The 18,003-nt window shown below is 41.3% G+C and carries 14 protein-coding genes; 5 read left to right on the forward strand and 9 right to left on the reverse strand.

Annotation, left to right across the window (positions count from 1 at the left end; all coding sequences use genetic code 11):
- Nucleotides 1-70: 70 nt before the first annotated feature.
- Nucleotides 71-619, forward strand: a complete 549-nt coding sequence (locus G4420_RS16070) for a peroxiredoxin family protein (protein WP_163324960.1) — start codon at nt 71-73, stop codon at nt 617-619.
- 87 nt (nt 620-706) lie between these two features.
- Here the strand turns inward: G4420_RS16070 and G4420_RS16075 are convergent, their stop codons facing one another.
- Nucleotides 707-2,779 (reverse strand): M28 family peptidase, encoded by a 2,073-nt coding sequence (locus tag G4420_RS16075; RefSeq protein ID WP_163324961.1) that lies wholly within the window; start codon nt 2,777-2,779, stop codon nt 707-709.
- Between the two features lie 436 nt (nt 2,780-3,215).
- Here G4420_RS16075 and G4420_RS16080 point away from each other — a divergent pair, with 436 nt between their 5' ends.
- Nucleotides 3,216-4,193 carry a DUF2971 domain-containing protein gene (locus tag G4420_RS16080; RefSeq protein ID WP_163324962.1) on the forward strand — a complete coding sequence of 326 codons (978 nt, stop codon included), beginning with the start codon at nt 3,216-3,218 and terminating at the stop codon, nt 4,191-4,193.
- A 74-nt stretch (nt 4,194-4,267) separates the two neighbouring features.
- On the opposite strand, the gene scpA is transcribed toward G4420_RS16080, so the two are convergent.
- The 7 genes from scpA to G4420_RS16115 all read right to left on the reverse strand — a co-directional run bounded on the left by scpA (nt 4,268) and on the right by G4420_RS16115 (nt 13,717).
- Nucleotides 4,268-6,424 carry a methylmalonyl-CoA mutase gene (gene scpA / locus G4420_RS16085; RefSeq protein WP_163324963.1) on the reverse strand — a complete coding sequence of 719 codons (2,157 nt, stop codon included), beginning with the start codon at nt 6,422-6,424 and terminating at the stop codon, nt 4,268-4,270.
- Nucleotides 6,425-6,515: 91 nt separating this feature from the next.
- Nucleotides 6,516-8,378, reverse strand: a complete 1,863-nt coding sequence (locus tag G4420_RS16090; protein WP_163324964.1) for a methylmalonyl-CoA mutase family protein — start codon at nt 8,376-8,378, stop codon at nt 6,516-6,518.
- Between the two features lie 185 nt (nt 8,379-8,563).
- Complete coding sequence (locus tag G4420_RS16095; RefSeq protein ID WP_163324965.1) at nt 8,564-9,019, reverse strand: hypothetical protein; 456 nt, start codon at nt 9,017-9,019, stop codon at nt 8,564-8,566.
- Nucleotides 9,020-9,202: 183 nt separating this feature from the next.
- Nucleotides 9,203-10,453: a sulfate reduction electron transfer complex DsrMKJOP subunit DsrP gene (gene dsrP, locus G4420_RS16100; protein WP_163324966.1), complete on the reverse strand. Its 1,251-nt coding sequence runs from the start codon at nt 10,451-10,453 to the stop codon at nt 9,203-9,205.
- Between the two features lie 57 nt (nt 10,454-10,510).
- Complete coding sequence (locus G4420_RS16105) at nt 10,511-11,401, reverse strand: 4Fe-4S dicluster domain-containing protein (protein WP_163324967.1); 891 nt, start codon at nt 11,399-11,401, stop codon at nt 10,511-10,513.
- A complete protein-coding gene (locus G4420_RS16110; RefSeq protein WP_163324968.1) occupies nt 11,388-12,008 on the reverse strand; it encodes a cytochrome c3 family protein in 621 nt (206 codons plus the stop codon). The genes G4420_RS16105 and G4420_RS16110 overlap by 14 nt, the downstream gene beginning before the upstream one ends.
- Before the next feature lie 44 nt (nt 12,009-12,052).
- On the reverse strand, nt 12,053-13,717 hold the full coding sequence (locus tag G4420_RS16115; RefSeq protein WP_163324969.1) for a hypothetical protein: 1,665 nt from the start codon (nt 13,715-13,717) through the stop codon (nt 12,053-12,055).
- A gap of 559 nt (nt 13,718-14,276) precedes the next feature.
- Here G4420_RS16115 and G4420_RS16120 point away from each other — a divergent pair.
- The 3 genes from G4420_RS16120 (at nt 14,277) to G4420_RS16130 (ending at nt 17,416) form a co-directional block, all read left to right on the forward strand.
- Complete coding sequence (locus tag G4420_RS16120; RefSeq protein ID WP_163324970.1) at nt 14,277-16,058, forward strand: fasciclin domain-containing protein; 1,782 nt, start codon at nt 14,277-14,279, stop codon at nt 16,056-16,058.
- A 156-nt stretch (nt 16,059-16,214) separates the two neighbouring features.
- A complete protein-coding gene (locus G4420_RS16125; RefSeq protein ID WP_163324971.1) occupies nt 16,215-16,718 on the forward strand; it encodes a fasciclin domain-containing protein in 504 nt (167 codons plus the stop codon).
- A gap of 197 nt (nt 16,719-16,915) precedes the next feature.
- The gene (locus G4420_RS16130; protein ID WP_163324972.1) at nt 16,916-17,416 is read left to right on the forward strand and encodes a hypothetical protein; all 501 of its coding nucleotides are present in this window, start codon (nt 16,916-16,918) and stop codon (nt 17,414-17,416) included.
- Nucleotides 17,417-17,545: 129 nt separating this feature from the next.
- Here the strand turns inward: G4420_RS16130 and G4420_RS16135 are convergent, their stop codons facing one another.
- Nucleotides 17,546-17,998, reverse strand: coding sequence for a GNAT family N-acetyltransferase (locus G4420_RS16135; protein WP_163324973.1), 453 nt, complete (start codon nt 17,996-17,998; stop codon nt 17,546-17,548).
- Nucleotides 17,999-18,003 lie beyond the last annotated feature (5 nt).

Raw genomic sequence — 18,003 nt, forward strand, 5'->3', positions numbered from 1 at the left:
TTGCCATTGATAAATATGAAGAACTTTTCGCTTTGTTATATGTTTTAGTGCTATCAAAAAATACTTCAACATGAAAACAATTATTACCATTTTATTAGTCCTTATTTTTGTTCCTGCATTTTCGCAACCTCATGCCAACGTAAAAACCGGAGATATAATCATTGATTTTACTGCACAACTAATTGATGGAAGCGAAGTTCCAATAAACAAATTATACAATGAGTCGCCGCTTGTTCTGATTGTTCTGAGGGGCTGGCCCGAATATCAGTGTCCGGTTTGTACCCGCCAGGTAGGGGAGTTTGTTTCCGAAGCCGATCAATTTAAAAAGTACGGTGCAAAGATACTTATGATTTATCCAGGGCCATCGGAAGTGCTACAGGAAAAAGCAGACGAATTTGCTGAAGACTTTACTTTTCCTGAAGGATTTTATTTTGCCCTTGATCCGAACTACTCCATGATAAATAAATACGGCTTGAGATGGAATGCTCCAAAAGAAACGGCTTACCCATCAACTTTTGTAATTGATAAGGCCGGAAAAGTGCAGTTTGTCAAAGTTAGCTCCACTCACGGAGGAAGAGCTGATGTTGAAGAAATAGTTGCTGCATTAAAAAAATTGTAACCAAGATAAAAGCCAGATCCATCAGGAACCGGCTTCAATTTTATCTTATTCATGGGATGACTCAGAGTCATACCATGAAATTATTGGTTAATTAATAAGTTCTGCTTCTTTCAGCAACTCGCAATAATTTAATACACTTTGTAAATCCGAAACTTGCTTGTGTTGTGTATCCAACATCTTTTTAATGTCCAAAGCACTGTTTTTGCCATTAATCAATGCACAAAGTTCGGTAGTGCTGGCAATGTTTGTGTACGGATATTTTTCCTGAATAGCCTTGGGTAAAGTACGTACCGCTCCTTCAACACGGAAAGCGCCAACCTTTATTTCTTCCGAAGGAACAGGAATGAATTCGCTGGCTTCCTTTTCCAGTTTTGTTAACTTATATGCCGGGACTTCTAACCCAAACTTTGAAGCTGTTAGTTCAATTTGATTATCCAGAACAACAGAGTTGGCCTCGAAAAGCTGCTTTGTTGATGCCGATAAGGTTTCCAGTTGCGTAGCAAGTAATTTGCTATCCGGTGCCAGTTCTGTTACCGATTGAAGTGTGGCAAGTTCGTTTTTGCAGGTAGCTTCCAGATAAGCTTTCACTTTTTTGCATGTCGATTCAAACGACTCTGCATCGGTGTATTTCAGCTCATCCAACGCACGACCCAATTCAATCCCCATTCTTTTCGATCCGTAGGAAAATGACGTTGCCGCAATTGATCCGGCCATTTCTTCGTCGGCCGATGCAATGTTATAAGCGCCGGCTGCTGCAATAACTGCGGCGCGTTTCATTTGCGTGGCATCGAGTTTATCCGGCGTATCCTGCGAAGTGTGGTAGTACATATCAGGCCAGGTAATCAGCATTACGCCCGGCACATGCGTGGTCCAGTTGTTAAACACTTCATGGTCAGACGAGCCGTAATGTTGCTCAATCTGGTAATAAAACGCATCGTCCGTTCCGCTTGGAGCGATAATCTGATTTGCAATTCTTTTGTTACTTCTGTTGGCAAGAATTTCGCGGTTTGCTTCACCCATGTAAACAAAGTAGTTTTCCATTACATCGTTTATGTAGTGCGGATTACCAAATGTGGTGCGCATTAGGCTAAAAAACGAATTGTTACTTTTCAGATGCAATCCAACCATGTCGAGGTTGATGTTACAAAGCGTTTGTTCCATAATATCAGCATGGGCACTTACCCAAGGAATTGTTCCCGAAAATTCAGGCACCCAGATAAAGCGGATACTTCTTTTTGGTTGTGGAATGCGGCCATCGGCAACCAACTGGTTGATGATGCGTGCCACTTCCAAAATGGCTGCACCACCTGAAACGTTATCGTTGGCTCCCTGTTTGGTATAACCTTCAAAAATGTGTGCCGAAAGAATTATCTCTCCGGCGTCAGGATCGCTACCCGGAATAACGCAGGTTGGTACCTGCAAATCGTAAGGCAACATTTGCGACTCGACAACAGCATGTACTTTAATTTTTTCGCCACGAATCAAACGGTCGCGTAATTTGTAACCTTCACGCGGCGTGAGGTAAAAACCAAAAGTGGCGTTTTCGCTCCTGATCCCACTGGCAGGGATGGCAAGTGGAGCAGTAAGTTCGCGGCTCGAGCCAAAAGCAACAACACCCAGTGCACCTTTTTCAATTGCTGTATTATGAACTCTGCTAACCTTAGCGGATGTTACAACAATTTTGCCTTTAACGTCCAATCCTTCAAAGTCGTTTTCCAGTCCTTCTTCCACCCACACCAATTCGGCAGTTACATCGGTAGGTTTACTTCCTTCTGCCAACGAAAGGGCAATATCTTTATAATCGGCCAGTTTTATTTTTCCCGGTTCTACTTCCCATAATTCTCCTTTTATTCCGTCCCAGGTTTTACCGCCGTCGAAACGTTCTATTTCTGCTCCGGCAATTCCGTATTCATTTAATTTGTCCAGCACGTATTTCCCTTCGCGGAAATATGCAGAACCATATTCACTTGCCGGCCGGTTACGCTGGTAACCCACCATTTCAATAACGTGATTGATTGCCGTTTCGCCCGATGATTCTCCGATAATTTCATCCATTACCTCAGGAGGCAGTAAGGTGTATTGGTAAAACGGTGTGTATTGTGCAAAAGCACTGGTAGTACTAAACAGAAACAGTAAAATGAAAAAGAGATTTTTCTTCATGTTGATGATTTTAGTTTTTGACTTAATTGTGTTGGTAAAAGTAGCATAAATTCATTTTTACGAACTGACTGATGTCATATATACATTAAGATATTGATACTTGTAGTAAATCGTTCGCTATTGTTTGTGTTTTGCATCTTTTTGTGTGCTGTTGCTATAATCGAATCCGTACCGGATTCTTTTTTGGGATTGTGGTTGGTATTGTTACTAGAATCAAACTCGTACCGAGTTTTAAATTATTTGAACGAAATAGAATGCGCAGAAAAAGAACGCAGTAAGCGTTCGACTATAATAGCAACATTGTAAGATGTTGTAAACACAACCCGGGACGGGTTGGATAGAGAACCGCGCTAAAAATCACGGGTAATTCGAATCAGTGTTATAGGGAAGAGGCTTTCTTTTCGCATAATTTTATGTTTTGTATCTTTAAATAAAAATGACTGAAAAAGTATGCTATATTTCGAATAAGGGCAAAGAGAATCAGAGAATTCATACAAGTCGTGTGTCAGCAAGTCATATTCTTAATAAGATAGAATATCCCAAAGAGACAGTACCTCCAAAAAATTTGCTTAAGTTTTACTCTATTACCCAAAACAGTGTGGATGCTTTAATAAAGAATTATTTATTTTCTGCCAATCCTTTAAGTTTTAATGATCCATTTGATTGCCCCGTTCAAGTCTGGGATGAAATGATTTTTTCACAAGAGACTATGCTTAATTCAGTGAATCCATTATTTAAAAGCATTTGGCAAAATGATAATAATATAAACAAAGAAAATTTCTTTAATTTTTTCTTTGGATTTATAGGAATAATCTGTCTTAATAATCCAGCATATGAGAATCAAGATCTAATGTGGGGATATTATACTAATCAGCAAGGATTTGCAATCTCATTTAAAAGTTCAGAGTTACTAAAAATATGGCATCAGCCATTTTTGGTTGAATATTTAGAAAAAGATAAATTAGATAAATTCTCTGCTGATTCTATCGCAACAAGGAATATAATTGATTTGTTCCCGAGAATTATAAGATGGTCAACACAAAAAGACAATAAGTGGGATAAAGAAAATGAGTGGAGATTTGTATTTTTAGATTGCTTAATTGATCCCTTAACTTTTAAACCAAAGATTGAAGATCGGAAAAAGAATTATACTCCTGAGTCAATTGAAGAAATCTTGCTAGGGAATCGTTTTTTTGACTCACAATATTCCGTGTACCAAAATAGAGAGCAATTTCTATACCTAACAAATGAAAAGACCAAACTTCAAAATGAGTTGCTTTCGTACTTAGCTTTTCCTAATTCGATTAAAGTAAGACATCTATTTATGAAAAAAGAAGAACTTTATCTCTATCCTAGAGAATGTCGAATTTGGAGACAAGACAAAGAAAGATTTAGGATTGAGTACTTGGAATAATAAAAGCCGGTCCCAAACGGAACCGGCTTCGTAGAAGTTATATAGCGACTTCTTATTTAGTCTTGCATTTAAAGCTAGTCTTCTTTATAAGCTTCGATCAAAATTTCAAGGATTTTTTTACCTGCACCTGCAACGCTGGTACCCGGGCCAAAAATGGCAACTGCACCTGCATCGTAGAGGTATTGGTAATCCTGGTGAGGAATTACACCACCACAAATAACCATGATGTCTTCTCTTCCCAGTTTTTTCAGCTCCTCGATAATGGCAGGAACCAGTGTTTTATGACCGGCTGCCAGTGAAGAAACACCTACCACGTGCACATCGTTTTCAACGGCTTGTTTAGCACTTTCTTCAGGAGTCTGGAATAATGGTCCCATGTCAACATCGAAACCAAGGTCGGCATAACCGGTAGCAACAACTTTTGCTCCGCGGTCGTGACCATCCTGACCCATTTTAGCGATCATAATACGTGGCTGACGGCCTTCCATCTCTGCGAATTTCTTCGCTAAAGCCTGAGCTTCCTGGAACTCCGACTTGTCTTGTGCTTCTGCTTTATACACGCCTTCAATAGTTCTGATTACTGCTTTATAACGTCCTGCAACTTTTTCGCAAGCGTCTGAAATTTCACCTAACGAAGCACGTTTTTTAGCGGCTTCAACCGACAAGGCCAACAAGTTGCCTTCGCCTGTTTCGGCAGCTTTTGTAATGGCTGCCAACGCTTTTTGCACGTCTTCTTCGTTACGCTCGGCACGCAGCTTGTTCAATCTTTCGATTTGCGATTTACGAACTGCAGTGTTGTCGATATCCAGAATGTCGATCGGATCTTCTTTCTCCAAACGGTATTTGTTGATACCCACAATGGTTTGAGTTCCACCATCAATACGTCCCTGTGCACGCGCTGCGGCTTCTTCAATACGCATTTTTGGCACACCGGTTTCAATAGCTTTGGCCATACCGCCCAGTTTTTCAACCTCTTCGATATGTGCCCATGCTTTTTGTGCCAGCTCGTGTGTTAATGCCTCAACGTAGTACGAACCTGCCCAAGGATCTGCCGAACGACAAAGTTCAGTTTCCTGTTGGATGTACAACTGCGTATTACGTGCAATACGAGCCGAGAAGTCGGTTGGCAATGCAATCGCCTCATCAAGCGCGTTGGTGTGCAAACTTTGTGTTCCACCCAGTGTTGCTGCCATTGCTTCAATAGCAGTACGGCCAACGTTGTTAAACGGATCCTGCTCGGTTAACGACCAGCCCGAAGTTTGCGAGTGTGTACGCAATGCCATCGATTTTGGATTTTTCGGGTTAAACTGTTTAACCAGTTTTGCCCAAATCATACGAGCAGCACGCATTTTTGCAATTTCCATAAAGTGGTTCATTCCCACGGCCCAGAAGAAGGACAAACGTGGCGCAAAAGCATCGATATCCAAACCGGCTTTAACACCTGTGCGCAAGTAGTCCAAACCGTCGGCAAGGGTGTAAGCCATTTCAATGTCGGCAGTTGCACCGGCTTCCTGCATGTGGTAACCCGAAATGGAGATCGAGTTGAATTTCGGCATATTTTGAGACGTGAACTCAAAAATGTCGGCAATAATTTTCATCGAGAATTCCGGTGGGTAAATGTATGTGTTACGCACCATAAATTCTTTCAGAATATCGTTCTGAATTGTTCCTGAAAGTTGCTCTAAAGTAGCGCCTTGTTCCAAACCTGTAACAATGTAAAATGCCAGCACAGGAAGAACAGCACCGTTCATGGTCATCGATACCGACATTTTATCCAGAGGAATCTGATCGAAAAGGATCTTCATATCCAGGATAGAGTCGATAGCCACACCTGCTTTACCAACGTCGCCAACCACACGTTCGTGGTCAGAGTCGTATCCGCGGTGTGTAGCAAGGTCGAATGCCACTGACAAACCTTTCTGACCGGCCGCAAGGTTACGGCGGTAGAATGCGTTTGATTCTTCGGCAGTTGAGAAACCAGCGTACTGACGGATTGTCCATGGACGCATGGCGTACATTGCCGAGTAAGGTCCGCGAAGGTAAGGTGCCAAACCTGCTGCATAGTTCAGGTGCTCCATTCCTTCAAGGTCTTCTTTGGTGTAAACCGGTTTCACAGGAATCTGCTCCGGCGTTACCCAGTCTTTTTTAATGTTATTTTTTGCAGCCCAGTCGGCAACTTTCGCTTGCTCGGTAGCTGCTTTGATATTTATATCTTTAAAATTCGGTTTCATTTTGACTTGATTTTAGATACTGGATTCTTGATTCTGGATACTTGATTCTGAATATCCAGAATCGAGGATCTGACATCCAGTATCATTTGATTTAGATACCTAGCTTTGTTTGATACGCTTTAAGTTCTTCCAGAATGTTGCTTTTCACGTGAATGAAGTTTGTGATTCCTTTTGCTTTCAGCTCATCCGCACAAGCAGGAGCTCCGGCAACAACCAAAATTTCTTCACCCAATTGCTCTGCTACTGCAGGAACAATCTCAGCATACTCTTCATCCGAACTACAAACCACAACAATGTCGGCGCCTGCTGCTTTTGCTGCGGCAACACCTTCTTCAACTGTTGTGAATCCGTTATTATCCTGTACCTCGAAACCGGCAACTGCAAAGAAATTACAGCTAAACTGTGCACGTGCCTTGCGGAAAGTAAGGTTACCAATGGTTAGCATAAATGCCAGCGGGCGTTTGTTCTCGCGTGCGTACATATCGGTTGTGTAACGCAATGTCTCAAATGGTTGAGCACCACGGTAAGGTTTCAGTGTTTCCACTTCAGCACCTTCTTCAGTCAGGTCAACCGGTTCGAACAACGAACCGTCGAAATCAGCCTTCATGTTCTCTGTGAAGTTAGGGAACTGGTTGGTTCCTAAAAGATTTTCACGACGCTGAGCGATCTTTCTGTCACGATCAGCAGCCATTGTTTTAACCTCTGCCTGAACAAATCCATCTTTGAAAGCAGCAATGAAACCACCTTTTTCCTGAACAGCAAGGAAAAGTTCCCAGGCCTGATCGGCCAACGCTTCAGTAAGTGTTTCAATGTAGTACGAACCTGCTGAAGGATCGGCAATCTTATCGAAGTGCGATTCTTCTTTTAACAAGATCTGCTGGTTACGTGCAATACGCTCCGAGAATGGAGTAGTTTCTTCGTAAATAGCGTTAAAAGGAAGTACGGTAACCGAGTGTGCACCACCCAAAGTGGCCGACATCGCTTCGGTTTGTGTACGCAGCATGTTTACATACGGATCGTAAACCGTTTTGTTGAAACGGTTGGTTTCGCTGTGAACGATCATTTTTGACGAACACTTGCACTCCGGTCCGTAAGCTTCAACAATCTTCGACCATGAAAGTCGGCCGGCACGCAACTTGGCTATTTCCATAAAATAGTTGTTGCTGATACCCATGTTGAATTTAATCGCTCTGGCTGCATCGTCAACACTAACACCGGCTTCGGTTAGTTGTGTTAAGTACTCAGCACCTTGTGCCAGCGCGAAGGCCAACTCCTGAACGATAGATGATCCGCTGTTTGCGAAGAATTTTCCGTGAACGCCAATTACGCGGAAATTCTTAACGGCTTTTGCAGCCTCAACAGCCGGAACCAGTTTTGCTACTGCATCCTCTTCAATTTTACCTTTTAAAGTGAAAGTGCCAATAGGATCGAGTGATGCCGAAGCAATCACTTTATCGTTGTCCCAGTTGCCTTCCGAAACGTAAGCTGCAAAAGCTTCAGCGCAATGGTTGTTGTCGCAAGGGCAAACCAGGTTAATTTCGGCTGCTTCCAGACAAATGTCTTTTAGCAACACACCCAGGCTTTCCTTGGTAACCGAACCACATTCGCTGAAAAGGAAACCTAAAGAGGTGATACCTTTTCCAAGCACTTCTAAAGCTTTCTTGTTAGCTTCTTCAAAATCGGTAACAAAGATGTTTTGACGAATGAACCAATCATTGTTGGTTTTATTGTTTCCCCGCACATATGGAAATTCTCCCGGTAAGCTTTCCAGGTATTCTTTTCCTGCAAGGTTTTCCTGACGGTAATACGGGCGAACTTTGAATCCCTCGTAAGTATTCCAAACGAGAGAGCGCTCGTAGTCTTTGCCTTTTAAATCGGCATTAATTTTTGCTTCCCACTCTTCTGTTGTGATGGGTGCAAAATCGGTGAACAGTTTTTGCTCTTTATCTGCCATGTTGAAAATTGTTATTGAAAATCGAGTGGCAAAATTAGGGGTTTTAACTGTACGCACCTCAGAATCACTATGGTTTTTGGCTAATGTTAACAAAAATCATATTAATCATGGGCTCAAATTAATGTTATGGTAAAACTGAACGAAATTGGGATAAAAAGGTCTTGTTCTTGCCGGGCTTAAATTGTTCAGAATGCATCATTTCGGGTACTTTTTTCAAAGGAATACCTGATTCCCCATAAATGTCGCAGATTAAGAACTTCGTTATTAAAATAATACTCCGGCGCAACTTCAATTACCACAGAAAGTTGTTTAAACGATTGTATCGGGAAAATTTCCAACGATAGAGGAGCCGAAAAGAAGGCATCTTCTCCGGATTCGGGGATAAGACCAAAGCCTAAACCAACAGAAAACTGATGGTAGGGTTGCGGCACAAATTTATAGCTGCCGCTGAGTTCAATGCTGGTGTTTTCAAGTAGTTGACCTTGATTGGTGAATACTTTTATTTCTCCTGAAAACAGATCATTAAAAGGAGCGGAAACTCCAACGGCGTAGATCGAGTAGCTGGTGACTTTTACCTGGCTAAAACATGACAACGAAAAAAGAATAAAGGCTAATGTGATTAAGGTTTTAACGGATTTCATAGTAATCTTTTTAATGAATTAAAGGTCTGGATTGTTCCAGAGGTTTATTATTATGTTCTGTAAAAATATGATTATTATCCAGAAATAAAATAAATATGGAGGGAGTGATTCACCAAATGTATGCACAATCCGGTTTTTAGAATTGGAAAATTTTGTGTGAATGGTTTAAATAAGAGGGATTCTTTAGGTTGTTGGCATTTCGCGAATTAAATGTTTTTCTTTTTTACTAATGTCTGATATTCTGTAATTCTCAAAAACAATGGCAATGGCAATTTTTACCAGGAATGTGAAAAGCAAAAATCCCAGCGAGAAGATCATTGCTGCCGTTCTGATTTCAGTCATTGAAGGAGTGTAAACGTAAATTTGTCCCAAAACATCCGGTGTAAATCCGGGGATAATCAGGGCAATTCCTTTTTCAACGTAAACACTGGCGTAAATCAGCACAGCTCCAATGTTTAGTGTCACAAAGTTTTTACGGGTTTTCGGTATCAGGAAGAGCACAAAGGCAATAAATCCCATCGTTATTGAAGACCAACTGTAGGGCACAATTTCTTTTGAGTCGCCAATTCCGAAAAGGAGATACTTCCAATAAAGGAGGTGTTCGGTTCCTGAATAAAATTCTTTAAACAGTTCGGCAATCGTGAAAAACAAGTAGATAAACATGGAATAAACCATTAACTCGGCAATGGTCCAGATTGCTTTGTCTTGTATTTCGAACTTGGTGATTTTTCGAAGTATCTGAAATAGTATAATAAGTATGGCCGGGCCTGAACAGAACGCGGATGCTAAAAATCGTGGCGCCAGCAGGGCACTGTTCCAAAACGGACGGGCGGGTAAGGCATTGTATAAAAACGCAGTTACGGTATGAATTCCAACGGCCATTGGAATACTTATCAGCACGATAATCTGCACCATTTTTTTATTGTAGGGTTTCTTGTAAAAAATGGAATACAACAAATGTGTAACAACAGTGAGGTTGATAATAAGGTAGGCCAGCAGGAAGAAAAAGTCCCACGAGAGCATTGAATATGGGAAGTTCATGGTGCCAACCAGTGGTAGCATGTGCCAGAAACGAAGCGGATTTCCAATGTCGACAACTATAAACGCAATACACATAATTACTGCGCAAACAGCCAGTAGTTCTCCAAAAATCACGATTTCTTTTATGGGTTTCCAGTTGTAAATATATGCCGGAATTACGAGCATAATTGCGGCAGCTGCAATTCCGACCAGAAACGTGAAGTTGCCAATGTAAAATGCCCACGAAACGGAATCGCGCATGTTTGTTGTTATCAGGCCTTCGTTTAGCTGATCGGCATAACCAAATGCTCCCCAAAGTGCGAGTGCAATAAGAAAGAACAACCAGGCGTAATAAGCGTTGGAACCTTTTAGGATTAATTTGATACTCCCGTTTATAAAGCGAATGAAATTCATAGCGAAAATTCTTAGTTATTTCTTAATTTCTTGTTTAAAGTAGCTTGCAGAAAGGAGTTACACACCGAAGAAATAATAAAATCTCGGCTGTGTATTTAACTCTTCTTTAAGCACCAGTACCCGTTTATTTTCGAGTATATATCTGATCTCACTTTCAGGATCAAGCAGATTTCCGAATTTGCGTGCTCCAACCGGACAAATCTCAACACACGACGGATATTTCCCTTTTCGTACGCGCTGAATGCAGAAAGTGCATTTTTCAACTACACCTTTTACGCGAGGTCGGTTTCCGAGGTAGTGTAAATCGGTATTGAGGTCCTCTTCCGGAACTTCGGGTTCGCCCCAGTTAAAGTGCCGTGCTCCATACGGGCAGGCGGCCATACAATAACGACAACCGATACACCAGTTATAATCGATAACTACAATTCCATCGGGTTCCTGCCAGGTTGCTTTTACCGGGCAAACGGTTGTGCATTGCGGAGTTCGGCATTGCTGGCAGGCAACAGGCAGATAAAAGTGGCCTTTCTCAGGAACTTTCTCCGGGTTGTAATGCACATCGGAATGGGCAAAGTCAATTCCTTTTTCCTTTTCCATTTGCAGCACCTGAATCCAGTGAATTTGTGGCGACCGCGATTGGTTATTTTCATCTACACAGGCATAAACACATTTGCGGCAGCCCACACAACGCGATAAATCGAGTGCATAAGCAAATTCAACCTGCTCCATGGCCGGTTGTGACGAAACCTGAAACTCTTTGTTGTATTTCTCCTTGTACTTTTGCTCCAGATTCTTAATAATGTCTTCCTTTTCTTTATCTGAAAGGGTTCTGAAGTTACGCTGGAAAAATTCGTCCAGTTCTTTCATGTTACATCCGGTAGCAGTCAGCGCAGCCATTGAAGCCAGGGATATATTTTTCAGGAAGGATCTTCTTGATTTATTCTGTTTCATCGTCGTTCACTTTAAGGTTCATATAGCTAATACTCTCCTGCATAACCGGCGGCGGTTCCGGTGTTAGCGACTCAAATTTTGGCGAATGCGGATTATGGCAATGCACACAAAGCAAATATTCCTTTTTCCCGTTCCATTCGCCTGTTCTTTTGCCGTGAACTCCCACTTTCCAGTCTCGAAGTTTTAATCCGTGGCACTGTCCGCACAATTTGTACGATTCTTTAAAGTCCAGTAATTGACCACTGGCCAGCCTAAGTGAATCGCGGTTATTAAGGTCGTGGCAATCTAAACACCACCGGTTATCACTATCGTGGTTAAAGATTGCTGTAATGTCGTCGTGCATGTCAACCAGTTCTCTTCTCTCCGGATTGGCTTCTATCTCCGAGTGGCAATCGTTACAAGGAAAAATGCCATCGGTTAACGGAGGCGCTTCAACCGCAATTTCTGTAATACCGGCTGTTTTAACTGCGATTTGTTCCGTCGAATTGTTTATTTCCGGATTGTGATTGTCAGCTTCAGACAGTTGACTTGAACAACCGTAGCCGAAAATGAACAGTACCAGAACCAGGAGGGGTAATGGGCCTTTCTGAATTTTTTTGAGCTTCATATTTGTTTGATTAGTCAGTTGCGAATTTCATTCAACAGAAGGAATCAGTCTGTCTCTTCCTTCTTTTTGATATAGTATTTTGTGTATAAAATGGATACCGTAATCGAAATAATTGCCAGTGCCAGAAATATAAGTACCCGGTATCCAATGTCAACGTTTTTCATGTCGATGAACAACAGCCGGATGGCCGAAGCAACAAGTGATGCGATAGCCAGCCATCGGTATTTTTTCCGTTTTAGCAGCAGGCTCAGAATAAAGAAAAGCACTGCGGCAAAAATCCACGAAGCGGTAATGTATGATACGGGGAATAAATAGTAAAAAGTTACCAGTGTCATTACAAAGCCCGAGAGTAGATAGAAGTTACGAACCATTTCTGTTTTGATGTTGAGGCGTTCTTTCTTCCAGTTGAGTATACGCGCGGAAACAAAGGCCACAAGCATATACGACAGGTTTATCTGGTTTTGGCTTTCGTGTTGCGACAGATAAACTGTTAGCAATGTCAGGAAAAGAAGTGTGTTCATAACCACTATAAAACGCGAGCGGTACCACAGGGCCATCGATACTACCAGCAAACTTTGAAGTGCAAAATAGGCGTGCGATTCGGGTAGCCCGAAAATGCCATAGATGGCAACACTCAGCGATAAAAATCCAAAAAGGACATACATTGGGGCGGTGATAGTTAACGACGACCAAAGTTTTAGTACCACAGAATAGATGAGGCAGAAAAGTGTTAACAGAACAAATATAGGAACATAATTTTCTGAGAAATAGGTAACAACAATCAACCCCAGGATTACGATAAACCCCAATCCGTTCCATACCACCGAGGCAATTACAAATTCGTTTGATATTGCCTCTTTTCGGGGGAGGAGCGCCAGCATGGAAAAAGCAAACCAGCTAAGAATAAAAAACCAATAACCAAAACCCGGCGATGCAATAAAATCGGGATTATTACCAAGTATCGGATTGTTTATCAACCAGTTTACATGCGCCAGGTAGACAAGAAAAATGAAAGCAAAAGTAAGTTTCAGCCAAGTGAAACGGTAATATAAAAACATAGAAATAACGGCAACCAATAAAGTAACGCCCGATACAATACTAACGTTCTTCCCTAAAATGCCACAAAACAGCAACATAGTAAGAACGATGCCCGACATTGTTTGCGATTGTTTTCTGTAGGAGATGTACAACAAAGAGAAACTCACCAAAAACAAAAGGATCAGTCCAAAAGTCTCGTTTCCGACAACCGGATTTTCCTGGAAGAAGTGCAGGCGCAGGGTGAAATAGTAGATCAGTAAATGGCCGTTGAATGCGAAAAGTTTTGAAAGAAACGAGTAAGACTGGCGCGTAAACCACGAACTTAAATATAATCCTGCTACGGCAACAAATCCAACAAGCGACGAAAGAATTGCCGTGCCGGTGTTTTGAATATATGAACCCAGAAAAGTGATACCAATAAAAAGTACAATGTTGCCGAGCCAGGCCATTCCTGATTCTCCAACTCCAAACTCGATGGAGCCTTTTGTGTTGAAAGGAAGGTTTACTTCGAAATCTTCCTCCGGTTGAGCAGAAATACTCTTTTCGGGTGTAACACCTTGTTTTTGCAGTTCTTCCAGCTTGGTTTCAACGAGATTTAAACGTTGGGTTAAGACAAAAATATCTTTTCTGAGGAGTTCAATTTCAGGGAAATCAGACTTGTCCTTTTGCATGGTCCAAAAATTTCAGGTTATGCAGATAGTGTACTAATAACTCCTAAGAAGTATAAAGTGATATTGACAAGGCGTTTTGTCTCAATATCATTTTATTTTTCAGATCATGTCGCCTCTAAATTTATAAGAATTGATTGTATTATCCTACTCTTTTACTATGATATAAATCAATAGTCTGTTGAATATCAAGCATCTCTGTGATATATATCAATTTCAATAAATACAAAATAATAGTTTTGCGATAGTCGAAATCGCGAGATTTTCATCAAATATCCGCAGGTTCATTTGGTCCATTTCAAAATCAGTGGGGAAAATCAGTATCCTTATTGTTTGCTTTCATACTTAATTGAATTTAACAAAAATTAACAAAACTTCTGTAAGGTATGTATCTATTGGTTTGTGGATATTATTTAGATATAAATGTTTAATAAAAAACTAAAAATAATAAACAAAAAGTGTTTAAGATTGTATTAGTTGTAGTTAAACAAAATGAAGGCAAGAAAACAATTTCAGAGAACGAAAACAGAAACATTTATTTATCCACTTTTAAACTAGAATTATGAAAACGATTGAATTATTAAAAAAGACAAAAAACCGGTTTAGTTTACTACCGGTCCTATTGCTGGTATTGACGCTAAGTTTTACTGCATGTAATGATGACGATGATCCGATGCCGGATTCTGAAATGGAAAAAACGATTGTAGACGTGGCTGCTGAAGCGGGCTCGTTTAGTGTATTGATACAGGCAGCCCAAAAAGCCGGTTTGGCTGAATTTTTAAGTACCGAGCAAAATATTACCGTATTTGCACCAACTGATGCTGCCTTTGCAACTTTGTTAACAGATTTGGGCGCAAGCAGCCTCGACGATATTGATGCAGCTACTTTAGTAGCCGTGCTTAAATATCATGTAGTGGGCGATTTAGCATACTCGAACAACCTTGAATCGGGTGCAGTGGCAACATTAAACACGGGTTCACCCGACGGAACTCCACTTTCACTGCTGGTTAATGTTAATGGCGGTGTAATGATTAACAACGCCAAAGTTACCACTGCCGACGTAATGGCGTCGAATGGTGTAATTCACGTAATCGACAAAGTGTTGTTGCCACCAACAGTTGTTGATCTAGCCACTTATTCAGATAATTTCTCATCGTTGGTAAGTGCTGTTGTAAAGGCCGATTTGGCAGGAGCCTTAAGTGCCGACGGGCCTTTTACCGTGTTTGCTCCAACAAACAATGCTTTTGCAGCACTTTTTGCAGCGCTCGAAATTTCAGGGTTAGATGATGTAAGTGTTGAAGATCTGACATCGATATTAACCTATCACGTGGTTGGTGATAATGTTTTGTCAACCGAACTTTCGGCCGGAGCAGTTGCGGCAATTTCGGGAGAAGAATTTGAAGTGACCATTGACGGAGACGTAATGCTAAACGGAACTATTAAAGTAGTTGCTACCGATATACAGGGAACAAATGGTGTAATTCACGTAATCGATGCTGTTTTGGTTCCTGAATCACAAATGTCGAATACCATAGCAGACATTGCTGTGGCTAATTCGGAGTTTTCAATTCTGGTTGAAGCGCTAATGAAAGCTGACTTGGTTGGTGCTGTTGCGGATAGTGAGGCAGAGTTGACTGTTTTTGCGCCAACTAACGATGCTTTTACGGCGCTTCTATCTGATTTGGGAGCCACTTCGCTCGATGACGTTCCGGTAGAAACGCTGACCTCAATTCTATTGTACCACGTAATTGGCAGCAAAGCCATGTCAACTGATTTGGCTACCGGATATTTTCCAACGCTGTCAACTTTTAGCGACAACAACATGTCGATGTACATTCAGGTGGGTGAGGGCGTAACCATTAACGCGAATACAAGTGTTACCACTGCCGATATTGAAGCGGATAACGGTGTAATCCATGTGGTTGATAAGGTTATTCTTCCTCCATCGGTAGTTGATATTGCCATTGCAAACGAAAATTTCAGCACCCTGGTAAGTGCAGTGGTTAAAGTCGGTTTGGTTGATGCCTTAAGCGCCGAAGGACCGTTTACCGTTTTTGCTCCAACAAATGCCGCTTTCGATGCATTGTTTGCTGAACTTGAAATTTCAGGAATCGATGATTTGACTGCTGAGCAGTTAACTCCAATTCTTATGTATCACGTGGTATCCGGAAATGTACTGTCAACCGCTTTGACGAACGGAGAAGTTCCAACCTTAAAAGACGGAAGTAACATTACTGTGGATCTTTCATCGGGTGTAATGATAAACCAAAGTAAGGTGGTGGCAGCCGATGTACAGGGAGCCAATGGAGTGGTACATGTGATAGATAAGGTATTAATTCCATAATTGAATAAAATATTGATTGCAATTGAGCCGGTCAGATCTCTGGCTCATCGCAATCGCCCCTCCCCCTCGAGGCCTGCCTGCCGGAAGGCAGGGGAGAACCAAAGAGGGGTGAAATGATAAAATTACACGTAGAAATAATTTTTAAAATTAAATATCATGAAAACAGTAAAACAAATTTTTTCGATCGCCCTGGTGGCAGTAATGACTTTCGGTTTGACTTTAAACTCAGAAGCCAAGAGTAGTGACGACACATCGTCGTCGACAGTAGTAGAAATTGCCGTTTCAAATCCTGATTTTTCAATCCTGGTAGAAGCGGTAACAAAAGCCGACCTGGCAGGAGCTTTAAGTGCTGACGGCCCGTTTACCGTATTTGCACCGACCAACGACGCTTTCAAAACATTGTTTGCCACTTTGGGAGTGAAAGGTGTTGAGGATCTTACAGCTGATCAACTGACCCCAATTTTAACTTATCATGTTGTTTCGGGTAAAGTAATGTCGGGCGATCTGTCGAACACTTCAGTGAAAACATTAAATGGCGGGAAAATTAAAGTCGACCTTTCGGAAGGAATAAAAATTAACGATAGCAATGTAATTGCAGCCGACATTAAAGGGAAAAACGGAGTAATACATGTAATTGATAAAGTGCTTATTCCTGAATAAAAATCAGGCGAATAGATCTTGATTGCAACAATACGCTTTGACATTTAAGTATAGATTTACCATGACTTTGAGCCGGCTTCGAAAGGAGCCGGTTTTTTCGTTAAAGATTGTAAAAATGAAATGAAGCTGCAGAATTCATTTTAATTATTCCTGCTAATTTTTATAAATTGCGTTTCTTGAAACGGAGGATATTTTGAATGGAAGAGCTAAGATGGAGTAAGCAAATATTTGGGACGAAGCTGGAGATCATGCAGGGCGATGAGAAAGTTGGAAACATTGATTGGGAAAGCATGATTGGTTCACAAGCGCAGGCTATTATTAATGGCCGCTATTTTACGCTTAATCGTGAGTTTTTTCTTTCGAAACTGGAGATCTACGACGGAAACAGTAAATCGCTGCTGGCCATGGTAATGGTAAATATATTTAACCCGCGTAGCGATGTGTTGATAAACGGTAAACGTTTTGAACTGGAAATAAAAAACTTCTGGCAATCGCGCTGGAGCTGGAAATACAACGGACAAGAAATTGTCACTTTTACCTCGCACGAATTCATTTCAAAAGACAAAGGAACAATTGAACTGGCAACACCAATGAACGAAGAGGTGGAGATTCTTATTCTCTTGGGATTGTTTGTCCGCAACCAGTTCATCCTGTTTATGCTGCTTATTTTGGTGGTATTGTTCTTTGTGATTGTCTGATTTCAATTATTCATAAAAAAACCGTTCCTGCGTACAAGAACGGTTGTATATGTTGAGTAAGTTGCCGATCTGCGTTAAGCAGTACTGCAGCTTACGGAAGCGCGCCAACAATAGTTGGCACGACTATCTTTATCTCATCAGTTGCTTTCTAAAACAAATACTGTTTTCCATTTCAACGTATTGTCCGTAATTTGGGATACGTTCATAACCACTCTTTTGGTACAGCCTAACTGCATCAGGAAGCTTTTTCCCGGTTTCCAGGATGCAGTAATCGTAGCTCAGTTCTTCGGCCCAGGTTTCCAGTTCGTTTAAAACTTTTGTGGCAAATCCGTTTCCCCGAAATTCGGAACAGGTGAACATACGTTTTACTTCCATGGTGTCGGATGTAAATTCTTTTATGGCTCCACAGGCTACAGGATCAGCACCATTGTAAGCAACAACTACATGTTTTATGCTGTCGATTTTGTTGTACTCATTATAAAAATCATGCTCACGACCATCCATTGCTGCCAGTAATTCATCCAGCTGTTTCACCAGTTGAATGAAGTCTTTGTTTGTTGAGTCGGTCCTGAGGATTTTCATCCGGG

The organism is Draconibacterium mangrovi, assembly GCF_010586825.1.
In the GTDB taxonomy this organism is placed as follows: domain Bacteria; phylum Bacteroidota; class Bacteroidia; order Bacteroidales; family Prolixibacteraceae; genus Draconibacterium; species Draconibacterium mangrovi.

Excerpts from the sequence above, each read along its gene's own strand:
- G4420_RS16125 (WP_163324971.1), top strand. The coding sequence starts at position 16,215 with ATGAAAACAGTAAAACAAATTTTTTCGATCGCCCTGGTGGCAGTAATG.
- G4420_RS16070 (WP_163324960.1), top strand. The coding sequence starts at position 71 with ATGAAAACAATTATTACCATTTTATTAGTCCTTATTTTTGTTCCTGCA.
- G4420_RS16115 (WP_163324969.1), bottom strand. The coding sequence starts at position 13,717 with ATGCAAAAGGACAAGTCTGATTTCCCTGAAATTGAACTCCTCAGAAAA.
- G4420_RS16130 (WP_163324972.1), top strand. The coding sequence starts at position 16,916 with ATGGAAGAGCTAAGATGGAGTAAGCAAATATTTGGGACGAAGCTGGAG.
- dsrP (WP_163324966.1), bottom strand. The coding sequence starts at position 10,453 with ATGAATTTCATTCGCTTTATAAACGGGAGTATCAAATTAATCCTAAAA.
- G4420_RS16090 (WP_163324964.1), bottom strand. The coding sequence starts at position 8,378 with ATGGCAGATAAAGAGCAAAAACTGTTCACCGATTTTGCACCCATCACA.
- G4420_RS16105 (WP_163324967.1), bottom strand. The coding sequence starts at position 11,401 with ATGAAACAGAATAAATCAAGAAGATCCTTCCTGAAAAATATATCCCTG.
- G4420_RS16095 (WP_163324965.1), bottom strand. The coding sequence starts at position 9,019 with ATGAAATCCGTTAAAACCTTAATCACATTAGCCTTTATTCTTTTTTCG.
- scpA (WP_163324963.1), bottom strand. The coding sequence starts at position 6,424 with ATGAAACCGAATTTTAAAGATATAAATATCAAAGCAGCTACCGAGCAA.
- G4420_RS16120 (WP_163324970.1), top strand. The coding sequence starts at position 14,277 with ATGAAAACGATTGAATTATTAAAAAAGACAAAAAACCGGTTTAGTTTA.
- G4420_RS16080 (WP_163324962.1), top strand. The coding sequence starts at position 3,216 with ATGACTGAAAAAGTATGCTATATTTCGAATAAGGGCAAAGAGAATCAG.
- G4420_RS16135 (WP_163324973.1), bottom strand. The coding sequence starts at position 17,998 with ATGAAAATCCTCAGGACCGACTCAACAAACAAAGACTTCATTCAACTG.
- G4420_RS16110 (WP_163324968.1), bottom strand. The coding sequence starts at position 12,008 with ATGAAGCTCAAAAAAATTCAGAAAGGCCCATTACCCCTCCTGGTTCTG.
- G4420_RS16075 (WP_163324961.1), bottom strand. The coding sequence starts at position 2,779 with ATGAAGAAAAATCTCTTTTTCATTTTACTGTTTCTGTTTAGTACTACC.